14 protein-coding genes are annotated in these 13,290 nt (G+C 73.4%); 4 read left to right on the forward strand and 10 right to left on the reverse strand.

Annotated features, from left to right (window positions below):
- Positions 1 to 3: 3 nt before the first annotated feature.
- The 3 genes from ACFWP2_RS11815 to ACFWP2_RS11825 form a co-directional block, all read right to left on the reverse strand.
- Positions 4 to 786, reverse strand: a complete 783-nt coding sequence (locus tag ACFWP2_RS11815) for a hypothetical protein (RefSeq protein ID WP_380450215.1) — start codon at positions 784 to 786, stop codon at positions 4 to 6.
- Positions 787 to 804: 18 nt separating this feature from the next.
- Positions 805 to 1,068, reverse strand: coding sequence for an ABC transporter permease (locus tag ACFWP2_RS11820; RefSeq protein WP_380450216.1), 264 nt, complete (start codon positions 1,066 to 1,068; stop codon positions 805 to 807).
- A gap of 370 nt (positions 1,069 to 1,438) precedes the next feature.
- Positions 1,439 to 2,062, reverse strand: a complete 624-nt coding sequence (locus ACFWP2_RS11825; protein WP_380450217.1) for a TetR/AcrR family transcriptional regulator — start codon at positions 2,060 to 2,062, stop codon at positions 1,439 to 1,441.
- A gap of 146 nt (positions 2,063 to 2,208) precedes the next feature.
- On the opposite strand from ACFWP2_RS11825, the gene ACFWP2_RS11830 reads away from it, so the two are divergent.
- The 3 genes from ACFWP2_RS11830 (at position 2,209) to ACFWP2_RS11840 (ending at position 4,795) form a co-directional block, all read left to right on the forward strand.
- Entirely contained in the window at positions 2,209 to 2,967 is a 759-nt protein-coding gene (locus ACFWP2_RS11830) for an SDR family oxidoreductase (RefSeq protein ID WP_380450218.1), read from the forward strand.
- 101 nt (positions 2,968 to 3,068) lie between these two features.
- The gene (locus ACFWP2_RS11835) at positions 3,069 to 3,827 is read left to right on the forward strand and encodes an SDR family NAD(P)-dependent oxidoreductase (RefSeq protein ID WP_380450379.1); all 759 of its coding nucleotides are present in this window, start codon (positions 3,069 to 3,071) and stop codon (positions 3,825 to 3,827) included.
- A complete protein-coding gene (locus ACFWP2_RS11840; RefSeq protein ID WP_380450219.1) occupies positions 3,824 to 4,795 on the forward strand; it encodes an NADPH:quinone oxidoreductase family protein in 972 nt (323 codons plus the stop codon). Before ACFWP2_RS11835 ends, ACFWP2_RS11840 begins: the two co-directional genes overlap by 4 nt.
- 230 nt (positions 4,796 to 5,025) lie before the next feature.
- Here the strand turns inward: ACFWP2_RS11840 and ACFWP2_RS11845 are convergent, their stop codons facing one another.
- From ACFWP2_RS11845 to ACFWP2_RS11860, 4 genes are all read right to left on the reverse strand, one after another.
- Positions 5,026 to 5,508, reverse strand: coding sequence for a hypothetical protein (locus tag ACFWP2_RS11845; RefSeq protein ID WP_380450220.1), 483 nt, complete (start codon positions 5,506 to 5,508; stop codon positions 5,026 to 5,028).
- 313 nt (positions 5,509 to 5,821) lie between these two features.
- The gene (locus ACFWP2_RS11850; RefSeq protein WP_380450221.1) at positions 5,822 to 6,265 is read right to left on the reverse strand and encodes a hypothetical protein; all 444 of its coding nucleotides are present in this window, start codon (positions 6,263 to 6,265) and stop codon (positions 5,822 to 5,824) included.
- A 141-nt stretch (positions 6,266 to 6,406) separates the two neighbouring features.
- Positions 6,407 to 8,305: a putative Ig domain-containing protein gene (locus ACFWP2_RS11855; RefSeq protein ID WP_380450222.1), complete on the reverse strand. Its 1,899-nt coding sequence runs from the start codon at positions 8,303 to 8,305 to the stop codon at positions 6,407 to 6,409.
- 466 nt (positions 8,306 to 8,771) lie between these two features.
- The gene (locus ACFWP2_RS11860; protein WP_380450223.1) at positions 8,772 to 10,067 is read right to left on the reverse strand and encodes an alpha/beta hydrolase family protein; all 1,296 of its coding nucleotides are present in this window, start codon (positions 10,065 to 10,067) and stop codon (positions 8,772 to 8,774) included.
- 319 nt (positions 10,068 to 10,386) lie between these two features.
- On the opposite strand from ACFWP2_RS11860, the gene ACFWP2_RS11865 reads away from it, so the two are divergent.
- On the forward strand, positions 10,387 to 10,590 hold the full coding sequence (locus tag ACFWP2_RS11865; protein ID WP_380450224.1) for a hypothetical protein: 204 nt from the start codon (positions 10,387 to 10,389) through the stop codon (positions 10,588 to 10,590).
- 86 nt (positions 10,591 to 10,676) lie between these two features.
- Here the strand turns inward: ACFWP2_RS11865 and ACFWP2_RS11870 are convergent, their stop codons facing one another.
- The 3 genes from ACFWP2_RS11870 to ACFWP2_RS11880 all read right to left on the reverse strand — a co-directional run bounded on the left by ACFWP2_RS11870 (position 10,677) and on the right by ACFWP2_RS11880 (position 13,253).
- Positions 10,677 to 11,906, reverse strand: coding sequence for an acyl-CoA dehydrogenase family protein (locus tag ACFWP2_RS11870; protein ID WP_380450225.1), 1,230 nt, complete (start codon positions 11,904 to 11,906; stop codon positions 10,677 to 10,679).
- A 6-nt stretch (positions 11,907 to 11,912) separates the two neighbouring features.
- Positions 11,913 to 12,941, reverse strand: coding sequence for a phosphotransferase family protein (locus ACFWP2_RS11875; protein ID WP_380450226.1), 1,029 nt, complete (start codon positions 12,939 to 12,941; stop codon positions 11,913 to 11,915).
- Between the two features lie 156 nt (positions 12,942 to 13,097).
- Complete coding sequence (locus tag ACFWP2_RS11880) at positions 13,098 to 13,253, reverse strand: hypothetical protein (protein ID WP_380450227.1); 156 nt, start codon at positions 13,251 to 13,253, stop codon at positions 13,098 to 13,100.
- Between the last annotated feature and the right edge of the window lie 37 nt (positions 13,254 to 13,290).

Raw genomic sequence — 13,290 nt, forward strand, 5'->3', positions numbered from 1 at the left:
GGCTCACCTCCGTTCACGCAGCACGGCGAGCTTGTGCACCGGCTGGTAGTCCTCGGGGTGGATCAGTTCGTACGGGGCGAGCTCGCGCAGGTCGTCCTGGGTGGCGTGCAGCAGCCACAGCCCCTCCTGGCCGGCCTTGGGCTTGGGCACCTGGTAGTGGTGGGCGTCCCGGCTGTTGGGGTACAGCACGGCGAGGGTCGCGTCGTCCACCTGGCCGCTCTCGACCCGGGTGACGTCGATCGACGCCAGCCACCAGTCCGGCGCGTGCTCGGAGCGGCGGTCGGCGGGGCCGGCACGGCCGGCCCGTCGCAGGCCGACCACCGTGCCGACGACCACGGCGTCCGCCTCGGCCGCGTGCGCGGCCAGATCCTGGTGGCGGATCTCCCGCTGCACCGAGCTGAACGGCTGTTCGTCGGCCGTGGTGGCGGCGAGCGACACGTGGCGCTGGACGGACTCGGCGGGCAGCCGACCCACCTCGGTGACGCCCAGCCCCTCCCCGTACACCATGCCCTGGGTGAAGAACGCGGCCCGGTCGCCGACGCCCATCCGGCCCTCGTCGGGCGACAGTTGGACGGTGACCTCACTGCCCGCGAGCTGTTGGAACGCATCCGGCGCGTGCAGCACCTGGTCCACCCTGACCACGGCCGTCCGGTCGTTCCTCGTCTCGGCCGGAACGGCCGCGAGCGAGGTGCCGCCGACCCGGGTGACGGTGCCCACGAAACTCAGCGGGGCCCGCCGGACGAGTTCGGTGAGCTCCTCGGGCTTGACGGGTGACATGTCAGTCATGACGGTCCTCCTCTGTGCTCACCGCACCGCGCGGGCCGAGGAGGGATGCGCCCGGCGCCACTCGATCCGCGCGCCGAGCAGGCAGACGGCGGTGACGGCGGCCGCCAGCGCGACCACGAGCCACTCCGCCGCACCGCTGCCGGCGTCCGGGTCGACGCCGAGGAGCGTCTCGATCCACTGCGGCCACACCAGGGTGAGCAGGAACAGCAGTCCGGACAGTCCGCCGAGGGCCGTCTCCAGCCAGAAGCGGGGACGGACCGGATTCGTTTGTCGGAAGGGCATCACTGCACCTCCCCTTCTCCAACCGCCCGGGCCGCGCCGCGACGCAGCGCGCGCCGTTCCCGTGCCGCCGCGGGTGGCGGCGGCACGGCCCGGCCGGGCCGGCCCGGGTCGGGGGGTCGCTCCCGGTGGCGCCGCCGGTCGGGGGCGTGGTCGCCGCGGGAGGTCGATCTGCTTCGATCCGCAGTGTCGGAGCTGCGGTGGGAGTGCGCCGGGGAGGGGATCACCGGCGGCCCGTCGTCCCGGGAGGGGATCGCGGGTCGTCCGGTGAAACCGGTCCCTGCGCTGTACGCCTACGAGGCACACGTACTTCGTATACGAGTCTGCTCGCACTCCGTGAGCAGGTCAAGAGCGGACCGGGCCGACTTCGCCGTCAGACCCGGGCGCCGAGCATCCGCAGCACCAACTCGCCGTAGCGGCGCCCGAGTTCCTCCGGTGTCTCGGTCGAGCGGTCGGTGTACCAGCGGGAGACGTCGATGCCCAGCGAGGTGACCGCGCGGGCCGCCGTCCGCACCTCGGAGACCTGGAAGTCGCCGGCCGCCACGCCGGCCTCGATCAGCGCACTGACCTCGCGCTCGATGTCCAGCCGCAGCGCCGCGACCACCGCGTAGGCGTCCTCGGGCAGCGCGTGCAGCTCGTAGTTCACCACCCGGCCGACCGTCCGGGCCCGGGCGTGCCAGGCGGTGAACTGCTCGACCAGCCGCCGCATCCGCTCGGCCGGGCCACCCCGGCCGGCCACCGCGTCGCGGACCAGGGCCAGCGTGGCGGCGTGCCCGGCCTGGCTGATCTCGGCCAGCAGCGCGGCCTTCGACTGGTAGTGGATGTACAGCGCGGCCGGGCTCATCCCCGCCGCGGTGGCGATGTCCCGGGTCGTGGTGGCGTGGAAGCCGCGCTCCGCGAACGACTCGACGGCGGCCTGGAGCAGCCGGTACGCCGCTTCGGGGCGGGCGGCGCCGGGCAGGGTCGGCCAGAGGTCGGCGAGCGGGGTGCTGGTCATGGCGTCATCCTCCCAGAGAACTCGTACAGGCTTTCCCGCCGGTCGCAGGGCGGCGGGCTGTTGACAGGCTCCCGCACCGACAGCATGCTGAGCAAGCGCTTAGTCAGCAGCTGGCAGAGATCCTCGCACGAAAGGCAGGACGCTCCGTGGTGCACTCCTTCAAGGGCCGGGTGGCCCTCGTCACCGGATCGAGCCGGGGCATCGGCCTCGGCATCGCGCGCGAGCTGGTCGACCGGGGCGCCAAGGTCTGCCTCACCGCCCGCAACCCGGAGCCGCTGGCCGAGGCCGTCCGCGACCTGGGCGGCCCGGACAACGCGATCGCCGTCGCGGGCAAGGCCGACGACCCGGCGCACCAGGAGGAGGCCGTCGCCCGCACCCTGGAGGCCTTCGGACGGCTCGACCACCTGGTCAACAACACCGGCATCAACCCGGTGTACGGGCCGGTCCTGGAGACCGACGAGGCCGCCGCCGCCAAGATCCTCGCCGTCAACGTGCTCGCCCCGCTGGCCTGGACCCGCCGGGCGCACGCCGCCTGGATGGGCGAGCACGGCGGCTCGGTCGTCAACGTCGCCTCGATCGCGGGCATCCGCTCCTCGCTCGGGATCGGCATGTACGGCGTCAGCAAGGCCGCGCTGATCCGGCTCACCACCGAACTCGCCTCCGAACTGGGCCCCCAGGGCATCCGGGTCAACGCCGTCGCCCCCGCCGTGGTCAAGACCAAGTTCGCCGAGGCGCTGTACGAGGGCCGCGAGGAGAAGGTCGCCCGGGCCTACCCGCTCGGCCGCCTCGGCGTCCCCGAGGACGTCGCCGGCGCCGTCGCCTTCCTGCTCTCCCCGGACGCCGGCTGGATCACCGGCCAGACCCTGGTCGTGGACGGCGGGGTCACGCTCGGCGGTGGGATGTGACCGCCGGAGCCTCCGACGGCCGGACGTCCGACGAAGGGGCCTCCGACGGGGGCGCCTTCGACCAAGGAGCCTTCGACGGCCGGGCGTTCGAGGGGCGGGGCGTGGTGGTGACCGGGGGCGGCCGGGGCATCGGCGCCGCGCTGGCCCGGGCCTTCGCCGCGGCCGGCGCCCGGGTGGTGGTCAACGACCTGGACGCCGAGGCCGCCCACGCCGTCGCGAAGGAGTGCGCGGGCACCGCGCTGCCCGGCGACGCCGCCTCCGCCGAGGGACTGGCCGACCTGGTCGGGCGGGCCCGCGCCGGCCTCGGCGAGATCGACGTGTGGTGCGCCAACGCGGGCGTCGCCCCGGTGGGCGGGGCGGACGCGCCCCCCGCGGCCTGGGCGAGCGCCTGGGAGGTCAACGTCATGGCCCACGTCCGGGCCGCCGAACTGCTGCTCCCCCGCTGGCTGGAGCGCGGAGAGGGCCGCTTCCTGGCCACCGTCTCCGCCGCCGGGCTGCTCACCATGCTGGGCTCCGCACCGTACGCCGTCAGCAAGCACGGCGCGCTGGCCTTCGCCGAGTGGCTCTCCGCGACCTACCGGCACCGGGGCCTGCGGGTGCACGCGCTCTGCCCGCAGGGCGTGCGCACCGACATGCTCGCCTCCACCGGCGCGGTCGGCGAGGCACTGCTGGCCCCCACCGCGCTCGACCCGGCGGAGGTCGCCGAGGCGGCGCTGGACGGGATGCGCGCGGAGCGCTTCCTGCTCCTGCCGCACCCCGAGGTCGCCGACTACTGCCGCGCCCGGGCCACCGAGCCGGACCGCTGGCTCGCCGGCATGAACCGGCTCCAGCAGGGGCTGGAGAGGAGCGAACTGCTGTGAGGGCCTGGCAGGTGGCCGAGCTCGGGGAGCCGGCCGAGGTGATGCGGCTGGCCGAGGACGTCGCGCGGCCGGTGCCCGGCCCGGGGCAGCTGCTGGTCCGGGTACGGGCGGCGGCCGTCAACTTCCCGGACGCGCTGATGGTGCGCGGGCAGTACCAGGTCCGCCCGCCGCTGCCGTTCACGCCCGGCGTGGAGCTGTGCGGCGAGGTGGCGGACGGCGCCCGGCGGGGCGAGCGGCTGGTCGGCAACCCGGTGCTGCCGCACGGCGCCTTCGCCGAGTACGCGCTGCTGGACGCCGCCGCCGCGTTCCCGGCGCCCGAGGTGCTGGACGACGCCGAGGCCGCCGCCCTGCACATCGGCTACCAGACCGCCTGGTTCGCGCTGCACCGCCGGGCCCGGCTGCGGGCCGGGGAGACCCTCCTGGTGCACGCGGCCGCCGGCGGCGTCGGCAGCGCGGCGGTCCAGCTCGGCCGGGCCGCCGGGGCGCGGGTGATCGCCGTGGTCGGCGGGCCGGCGAAGGCGCTCGCCGCGCGGGCGCTCGGCGCCGACCTGGTGGTGGACCGCCGGGAGCGGGACTTCGTCGCCGCCGTCAAGGAGGCCACCGGCGGACGCGGCGCGGACGTGGTCTTCGACCCGGTCGGCGGCGAGGCCTACACCGGCTCCACCAAGTGCGTCGCCTTCGAGGGCCGGATCGTCGTGGTCGGCTTCGCCGCCGGGCAGATCCCCACCCCGGCGCTCAACCACGCCCTGGTGAAGAACTACTCGATCCTGGGCCTGCACTGGGGCCTCTACAACACCCACGACCCGCGTGCCGTCCGCACCGCCCACGACGAGCTCACCAAGCTCGCCGAACAGGGCGCCGTCCGCCCCCTGGTGAGCGCCCGGGTGCCGCTGGCCGCCGCGCCGGACGCCGTCCAGCGCGTCGCCACCGGGCGCAGCACCGGCCGGATCGTCGTCCTCGGCGACTGACCCCGCGCGCGGTCCGGACCGCGACGCACGGCGAGGCCGCGGCCCACGGGCTGTGGCCTCGCCGCGGTTGACGCTCGGAGGGCTGGGCGTTCGTCCCGCTCGGGGACGCGGGCCTCGCCGCGGCGGCCACGCTGACGCGGTGTGCGATCGCCTGGTCAGCGCTGCGGCACCTCACGCGCGTCCGCGAGCGCTCGGGGCCGGTGTCCGGCGTCCGGCGTCCGAGGTCGGCGTCAGTAGACGAGGATGTCCCAGTGGCTGCCCTCGTTGCAGTACAGGTTGCCCGATGCGGCCTTCCACTGCGGGTAGCCGTCGCCCCGGTAGCCGATGTAGGTGAAGCTGTTCTGGATGTAGTTGTCGATGCAGGAACTGCGGGAGATGTCGACCTTGTAGCCGTTGTAGTGGCTGTAGGTGCCGGAGGCGTGGCCCACCTCGGTCCCGCCCGTGATGTTGATGGCGCAGCCGCTGGCCTGCTTCAGGGTGATGACGGCGTTCACCGTGCCCGAGTTGATCTGCTCGAACGAGGTGCAGGTGGAGTTGGACCTGGTGGTACAGCCCCCGCTGGAGCTCCACGTGATGCCGGCGTTGCCGAGCTGACTGGCGGCCGTCGCCTGCGACAGCTTGGTGCCGCTGGCGCCGGCCGTGGGCGCCGAGACGGCGAGGCCGGCCAGGGCCAGGGCGACGACGGTGACTGCGGTGCGTGGCTTCATCTGCATCTCCCGGTGAGGGTTGGTGTGCCTCCGACACGAAGGGGTGGTACGCAGTGCTCCGGCGCGAGGGCCGACCGATCATCCGTCCGGCACCGCCGCCCGCGGCTCCGCGGGAACGGGGAGCGGGCTTCGGGGACCGGCATCGCACCAGGATGGCCTACCGCTGTCTATGCGGGTAGACCCCGGCCGTGAATTTCGCGTGACGGGGAGCGGCCTTCGGCGCGTCGAAACGCTCCGTCGACCGAGCGGTGGAACGGGGCCGGCCCGGGCTCGGAGCTCCACCGGGAGTTCCGCCAGGAGTCCCGCGAGGGCCCGGGCCTCACCCGGTGACCTCGACGGTGACTTCGTAACCGCGCTGCTCGGGCGGGCAGTTGAGGGCCTCGCCGCAGCTGGTGCGGGTCGCGGTGAGGCGGGCGGTGCCGGGGGCGCGGGCGGTGAAGGAGGCGGTGACGGCGCCGCAGCCGCCGCCGGGGCGGCAGGACGGGGACGGGGTGGTGGTCGGGGCGCCGTCCGGGGTGAGGACGTCGGGGGCGGAACTGGTCGCGGCGGACCAGTAGGTGCTGTGGAGGACGAGCGTGACGGTCGCGCCGACGGCGGCCTTCAGCGTGGTGTGGTCGGCGTGCTCGTCCACCGTGACCGTCGCCGGGCCCGGGGCGGCCGACGTGGCGGCGGGCGCCGACGGGCCCGTTCCGGTGGAGGCGCAGCCGGCCAGGGTGAGCAGGGCGGCGGCGAGTGCCAGGGCGGCGGGTCTTCTCGGGTGCACGGTGGTTCCTCTTGCCGTTGTTCCAGGGGTACCGGTTCGACGCACCGTCGGCCGGTTCGGATCCCGCCGGACGGCGCTCGCACCGGAAACGGCACCGGGGCGGGCGCTGGGCCCACCCCGGTGCGTTCGGCGCGGCGTCGGTCAGGAGACCGTCACGTCGTCGTAGTAGGTGTAGGTCGGGTCACCCGCGTAGTTGTCGTCGTGGTTGCTCAGGGTGAGGGTGTAGGAGTGGCCCGGGGTGACGGTCGCCGTCCTGTTGGTCCAGGTGCCGGTGGTGGTGCAGGTCTTGGCCAGGACCGTGGTGGTCGTTCCGGTGGTGTTGTCCTTCAGGGTGGCGGTGGCCCAGTCGTAGGTGACGGTGTCGTCACAGGTGTTGCTGTACCAGAAGGACAGCTTGCTGGAGCCGGTCGGTGCGGTGAAGGTCTGGGCGATCGAGGAGTCCCCGGTCGGGCCGGTGGAGCCGACCATGGCGCCGTAGCCGCCGCTGTGGGCGGCGGAGGCGGTGGCGGAGGTGCTGCCGGCGGTGGTCCAGCCGGTCAGGTTGCCGGTCTCCAGTCCGCCGTTGGTGACGGCGTTGCCGCCGCCCCCGCCGGTGGACTCGGTCCAGGCGAAGGTGGTGTTGCCGGCGGCGCCGGTGGTGTCGGTGGCGGTGACCGTGACGCTGGAGGTGCCGGCGGCGGTCGGGGTGCCGGAGATCAGGCCGGTCGAGGAGTTGATCGACAGGCCGGCCGGCAGGCCGGTGGCCGAGTAGCTCAGCGTCTGGCCGGTGGCCGAGTCGGTGGCGTTGATCTGCAGGCCGGCCGCGGTGCCGACGGTGCCGCTCTGGTTGCCCGGGTTGGTGACGGTGACCGTGTTGCCGTGGGTCAGGATGGCGTGCGAGATCGCGCAGGAGTTGGTGTCGTTGGACCAGCTGGCCTGCTCGGCGTAGCTGCCGAAGGACCCGAAGGAGACGTTGGCGGCGCCGCCGGTGCTGCCGGGCCGGATCCAGGCGCACTCGTCGGAGTTCTCCTGGCCGTTGTAGCTGCTGCCGGAGACGTGGTTGGTCCAGCCTCCGGCCGGGTTCTGGTCGGACATCATCTCGTGCCACTCGTGGCCGAGGGTCATCGTCCAGCCGTCCAGCGTGCCGGGCGAGTTGACGAAGCCGACGCCGCAGTTGGAGCCCGCGTCGATGTTGTACGGCTGGTTGGAGAAGGCGATGTCGCCGTAGGGCGAGCTCGCCGCGCCGCCGGTGAGGGTGGTGTCACCGTTCCAGTCGTGCCAGGCGCAGTACCCGGTGGTGGGGTTCTGGTAGTCGTCCGGGTTGGTGCCGTGCGGCGACAGGACGATGTAGTACGCGTCGCGGTTGGCGGCGGCGGTGGTGTTGCCGAAGTGGCCGGCGGCCTTGACGGCCTCCTGGGCGAGCTGGTTGCCGCTGGACTGGCTCGGCGAGGCGGCCGCGTTGTCGTACCAGACGCCGGACAGGACGCCGCCGCTCTGGTAGGGGATGAAGTCGGCGTTGGACGGGCAGCTGACGGCACCGGCGGCGACGTTGGGGCCGTCGCACCACTGGGTCAGGTCGGCCGACCAGGTCTCGCCGTTGGTGCCGATGCCCTTGAACATCTGCTGGGTGGCACCGGCGGCACCGGCCGAGTCGTTGGAGAACTTCGCGTTGCCGTTGGCGTCCGTGGTCTGGGTGCCCCACTGGTTGCCGTAGAACACCAGGTAGACCTTGGAGTGCCCGCTCTGCACGCCGATGCCGTCGACGCCGCCGCCGTACGACAGCGTCTGCTGTCCGGTCGCCGCCGCCTGGTTCTGTGCGGCGAGCCACTTCTTGTAGTTCTCGTGCTGGGACATGCCGGGAACCGCGCCGTGCCGGTAGGGGTGGCCGTTCTGCGGGCTCCAGGGGTTGAACTCGTTGGTGACGCCGCCCTGCGAGCTGGAGATGTCCTGCGCGGAGGCCGGACCGGCCGTGCCGGCCAAGCCGGCGACGGCGAGCGCGAGCGACGCTACTCCGGTGAGCGCCGCGTACCTCGCGCGTCCGGTCCTGGGGGAGTGACCCATGGGTGAGGGTGCCTCTCTTCTGCCGATCGCCCTCGGCCTCGGGGGGCCGGGAACGATCCCTTTGTGGGGAAGGGCCGGCGGCGGATTCCGTCGGGGCCGATTCCGGTCGAATTCATTCGCACACCCGGAATTGACTGCCCGTCGGCCCTTTGCCGCCTGCGTGGCAAGAAGGAAAGCAGAGCTGATGAACACCGGTCAACGGCGTAGGGTAAGGAACGATTAAGAAGCCTCTCCAAGCAGGTCAAGCGGCGTTGATGAAATGGAATCAACGCGTGTAGCCATTCACTGAATACGACGGGGAATACCGTTCGGAATCCGCGACCGGCCCTGCGGCGAGTTCCCCTGACGGCAATTCACCGCCGGGTGGGACGCTCCGTCCTCGGCTCGTCCGGACGGCGGCGGCGCCGGTGCTCCGCCCGCCGCCGGCCTGCCCTGCCCAGCCCTGCCCTGCCCTGCCCTGCCCTGGCTACCGCTCGTACGCCATCTCCGGGAAGCGCGCCGAGGGCCCGTCCAGCAGGTGGTCGTCCTGGCCGCGCAGCCAGCGGTCGAAGAAGGACGCCACGTAGGAGCGGGTGGCGAGTTCGGCGCGGCCGGGGCGGATGTCGCCGACGTCCTTGCGCAGCTGCTCGGCGCCGAGCACGCCCTGGCGGGCGAGCTGCGGCAGCAGGGGCTGGGCGTCGGTGTACGAGCCGTGGCGGGAGCCGGTGAGGGTGACGTCGGCGTGCCAGCCGGTGCTGTGCTGCCACAGGGCGTTCCAGCCGGGCTGGTCGCGGTAGCTGCCGGACTCGTCGCTGCCGGTGCCCATCAGCAGGAACGGCCGGTGCAGGCCGTCCTCGGCGACGCTGGGCAGCAGGACGCCGGTGTGGCCGTCGGGGCCGGGGAAGTGCATCTGCCCGTCCATGTTGACGCCGGCCGCGATCCGCGGGTCGTCGTGCATGGTCTGGAGCGCGGTGAATCCGCCCGCCGACTGGCCGACCATGCCGATCCGGCCCAGGTCGAGGGCCCGGGCCACCCCTGCGGGCAGCCCCGGGCGCCCGCCCAGCGCGGCGAGCTGGTCCAGCACGAAACGGGTGTCGGCGACCCTGGTGTCCATCGCCTTGCGCAGCACCGCGCCGATGTCCAGGCCGGGCTGCCCGAGCATGCCGGGGAACACCGAGGTGGCCAGGTCGCCGCCGGGGAAGGCCACTTCGGAGGCCTCGTAGGTGTGGTCGACGGTGACCACCACGTAGCCGCGCGAGGCGAGGTCCTCGACCAGGGCCGTCCCCCAGGTGCGCGGGTCGCCGAGGCCGGGAGAGTACAGCACGACCGGGCGCGGGCCGCCGGACAGCGCCGGGGCGTCCTTGCGGGCGTGGGTGCGGATGGCCGACCAGTCGGTGCGGCCGGGCTCGGTGCCGTAGTTGAGCAGGCCGACGCCGTCCGGGCCGTCGAAGTGCTTCCCGGCGGCGGGTTCCATGTACGGGGCCCGGTCCTCGCCGGCGGCCGGGTGGGAGGTCGGGTACCAGAGGCTGATCATCAGCTCGCGCCGCTGCCCGGGGTGCCAGGGATCCTCCCGTCCGGCGTCGGTGAGGTGCAGCGCGGTGGTCCCGATGGGGTACGGCCCGCTGGGCTCCGGCAGCCAGGCCCGGGCCTGCCGCCCGGGTTCGCCGTCGCCCGGCGCGGCCGCGAGCGCCGCTCCGGCGGCTCCGATCGTGCCCGCCGCCGTTGCCGCCACCGTGACCGCCGCCAGCACCACCGCCGCCACGGCCCGTCCCGGAATGCCCATGGTGTGTCCCTCCGTGTTCCGCTCGATCCGAATTGATCGAACACGCAGGACACTACGATCGGGAGCGGGCCACGGCCGTCATACCAGGGGGCCAACCGGTCCCTGAATACCCGGGTATGACACCCCTACGGGTACCCCCGGACCGTGGGCCCCGGACCGACGACCGACCTCACCCGGATGTGCGCCGTCCGACGGAACGCTCCGCGCTTCGACGTCGAACCACCGCCGGAATGCGGCGTTCCCTCCCGCCGCCGGTGCAAGCTTCCAGCTGCCGCCCGGTCCGGGTGGCACTCTCAGCCGCCGCACGAAGGAGCGACCCATGACCAAGGCCGGTGCGTCCGACTCCGAGCACAAGAAGTCCCTGCTGAGCGAGGACGCGAGCACGAAGACCTGGCACCACGTCATCAAGCCGGACGCGGACGCCGCTGCCGACTACCTCAACGCCAACCCACCCCAGGGCCCGGGCGAGGCGACCATCGCCACCCGGCCGGACGGACAGATCGACATCCTCGCCTACCTGTAGGAGCGAGCTCCTCCACGTGGGGCCGGTGCCGCGGCGCGCCTCTGGCGCCGCGGCACCGGCATGACCAGGCGGCTCTCCCGCGCGGCCTAGCGGTACTTCCTGAGCTCCCGGCGGGCCAGCGAGCGCTTGTGCACCTCGTCCGGACCGTCGGCCAGCCGCAGGGTGCGGTTGCCGGCCCAGAGCTGGGCGAGCGGGGTGTCCTGGCTGACACCGGCGGCGCCGTGGGCCTGGACGGCCTTGTCGAGGATCCACTCGACGGTGCGCGGGGTGGCGATCTTGATCGCCTGGATCTCGGTGTGCGCACCCCGGTTGCCGACGGTGTCCATCAGCCAGGCGGTCTTGAGCACCAGCAGCCGCAGCTGCTCGATCCGCACCCGGGACTCGGCGATCCAGTCCTGCACCACCCCCTGCTCGGCCAGCGGCTTCCCGAAGGCCACCCGCTCGTCGGCCCGGCGGCACATCAGTTCCAGCGCCCGCTCCGCGATGCCGATGGCGCGCATGCAGTGGTGGATCCGGCCGGGGCCGAGCCGCGCCTGGGCGATGGCGAAGCCCGTCCCCTCCTCGCCGATCAGGTTCTCCACCGGGACGCGGACGTCCTCGAACAGCACCTCGGCGTGGCCGCCGTGGTCGGCGTCGTCGTACCCGAAGACCGTCATGCCGCGCTTCACGGTCACCCCGGGGGTGTCGCGCGGGACGAGCACCATGCTCTGCTGCCGGTGCGGTTCGGCGGCGGGGTCGGTCTTGCCCATCACGATGAGGATCCTGCAGTCGGGGTTCATCGCCCCGGTGATGTACCACTTGCGGCCGTTGACGACGTACTCGTCGCCGTCCCGCTCGATCCGGGTGGCGATGTTGGTGGCGTCCGAGGAGGCCACCTCGGGCTCGGTCATCGCGAAGGCCGAGCGGATCGCGCCGTCCAGGAGCGGGCGCAGCCAGCGCTCGCGCTGCTCGGCGCTGCCGAACTGGGCGAGCAGCTCCATGTTGCCGGTGTCGGGCGCCGCGCAGTTGAGCGCGGGCGGGGCCAACTGGATGCTGCGGCCGGTGATTTCGGCGAGCGGGGCGTACTGGACGTTGGTGAGGCCGGCGCCCGGCCCGCCCGGCAGGCCGTGCTTGTCCACGAAGAAGAGGTTCCACAGGTTCTGCTTGCGAGCCTCGGCCTGGAGGTCGGCGACGACCGGGGGGACGGCCCACCGGTCGCGGGCCGGGTCGGCGAGCTGGGCGGCGAGGACGGGCTCGGCGGGGTGGACGTGCTCGTCCATGAAGGCGAGCAGCTGCTCGCGGAGTTCGTTCGTCCGGGCGTCGTAGGCGAAGTCCATCGGTGCTCAGCTCTCCTTGAGGGTGCCCAGGCCGTGCCGGGCGAGGATCGGGGCCATCTCGCCGGCGCGCTCGAACCCGGCGCCCAGGGTGCGGCCCTGCCGGAAGCGGAAGTGGATGCCCTCGGCGACGGCGGCCAGCTTGAAGGAGGCGAAGGCGACGTACCAGTCGAGGTCCTCCGCCCGGCGGCCGGTGGCGTCGGCGTAGGAGGAGACGATCTCGTCGGGCTGGGGGAAGCCGGGGGCGGTCATGGCGGAGGGGATGATGCCGCCGCCGACGCCCGCGAGTTCGGTGTACATCACCAGCAGGCCGATGTCGGTGAGCGGGTCGCCGAGGGTGGACATCTCCCAGTCCAGGACGGCCGTGATGGTGTCGGTGTCGTCCACCAGCACGTTGTCCAGGCGGTAGTCGCCGTGGACGAGCGCGGGCGCGGGCGAGGCCGGCAGGCGTTCGGCGAGCCGGGCGTGCAGGCGGTCGAGGTCGGGCAGGTCGCGGCTGCGGGAGGCTTCCAGCTGCTGGGACCAGCGGCGCAGCTGGCGTTCCAGGTAGCCCTCGGGGCGGCCGAAGTCGGCGAGGCCGACGGCGGCGGGGTCGATCGCGTGCAGGGTGGCGAGGGTGTCGACCAGCCTGCGCCCGAGCGCGTGCACCCGCTGCTCGCCGAGGACGGCGAGCGGGGCGGCGTCCCGGTGGGCGGTGCCGGGGACGTACTCCATGAGGTACCAGGGCGCGCCGAGGGTCTCCTCGCCCTGGTCCAGCAGGAGCGTGCGGGGAACGGGCACCCCGGTGTCGCGCAGCGCCGTCATCACGCGGTACTCGCGGCCCATGTCGTGGGCGGTGGCGAGGACGTGCCCGAGCGGCGGGCGCCGCAGGACCCAGCGGGAGGCGCCGTCGCTCAGCACGTACGTGAGGTTCGAGCGGCCCCCTTCGATGAGGTCGGCCCGCAGCGGTCCCTGGACGAGCCCGGGCAGCTCGCGGTCCAGGTGGGTCCGGAGGCGGGCCGGATCCAGGCCGGGCGGGTCGACGGGGGTCTCGGCCATCGGGCGACTCCTCGGGGAAGCGGATCATTGACTAAGCGCTTGCTTAGCATTCAACCGCGGAGGCCCCGTGTCAATGCCCCCAGACGCCACGAACCCCCGAGCCGTGCGGCTCGGGGGTTCGTTCGACCATGGGTTGCGACCGGAGGCCGGGCCGGTTCAGGAGACTTCGGACCAGGGCCGCTCGCCGACCTCGCAGTGGTAGCACCGGGCGACCCGGCCGTCCTGGTTGTACCACTCGTGCGCCCCGCAGTCCCGGGCGCCCTTGCCGAGGAAGCCCCGGTCGACGAGCCACCAGGGCAGGCGCCGCCGCACAGTCGTGCGCCATCGGTATCGTCCTGTTCCGGTCACC

The sequence above is a fragment of the Kitasatospora sp. NPDC058444 genome (genome assembly GCF_042721415.1).
Taxonomy (GTDB): Bacteria; Actinomycetota; Actinomycetes; order Streptomycetales; family Streptomycetaceae; genus Kitasatospora.

Bases quoted from the DNA above. Each gene is read 5' to 3' on its own strand.
- ACFWP2_RS11845 (WP_380450220.1), bottom strand. From the start codon at position 5,508: ATGCAGATGAAGCCACGCACCGCAGTCACCGTCGTCGCCCTGGCCCTG.
- ACFWP2_RS11855 (WP_380450222.1), bottom strand. From the start codon at position 8,305: ATGGGTCACTCCCCCAGGACCGGACGCGCGAGGTACGCGGCGCTCACC.
- ACFWP2_RS11865 (WP_380450224.1), top strand. From the start codon at position 10,387: ATGACCAAGGCCGGTGCGTCCGACTCCGAGCACAAGAAGTCCCTGCTG.
- ACFWP2_RS11815 (WP_380450215.1), bottom strand. From the start codon at position 786: ATGACTGACATGTCACCCGTCAAGCCCGAGGAGCTCACCGAACTCGTC.
- ACFWP2_RS11820 (WP_380450216.1), bottom strand. From the start codon at position 1,068: ATGCCCTTCCGACAAACGAATCCGGTCCGTCCCCGCTTCTGGCTGGAG.
- ACFWP2_RS11875 (WP_380450226.1), bottom strand. From the start codon at position 12,941: ATGGCCGAGACCCCCGTCGACCCGCCCGGCCTGGATCCGGCCCGCCTC.
- ACFWP2_RS11860 (WP_380450223.1), bottom strand. From the start codon at position 10,067: ATGGGCATTCCGGGACGGGCCGTGGCGGCGGTGGTGCTGGCGGCGGTC.
- ACFWP2_RS11825 (WP_380450217.1), bottom strand. From the start codon at position 2,062: ATGACCAGCACCCCGCTCGCCGACCTCTGGCCGACCCTGCCCGGCGCC.
- ACFWP2_RS11870 (WP_380450225.1), bottom strand. From the start codon at position 11,906: ATGGACTTCGCCTACGACGCCCGGACGAACGAACTCCGCGAGCAGCTG.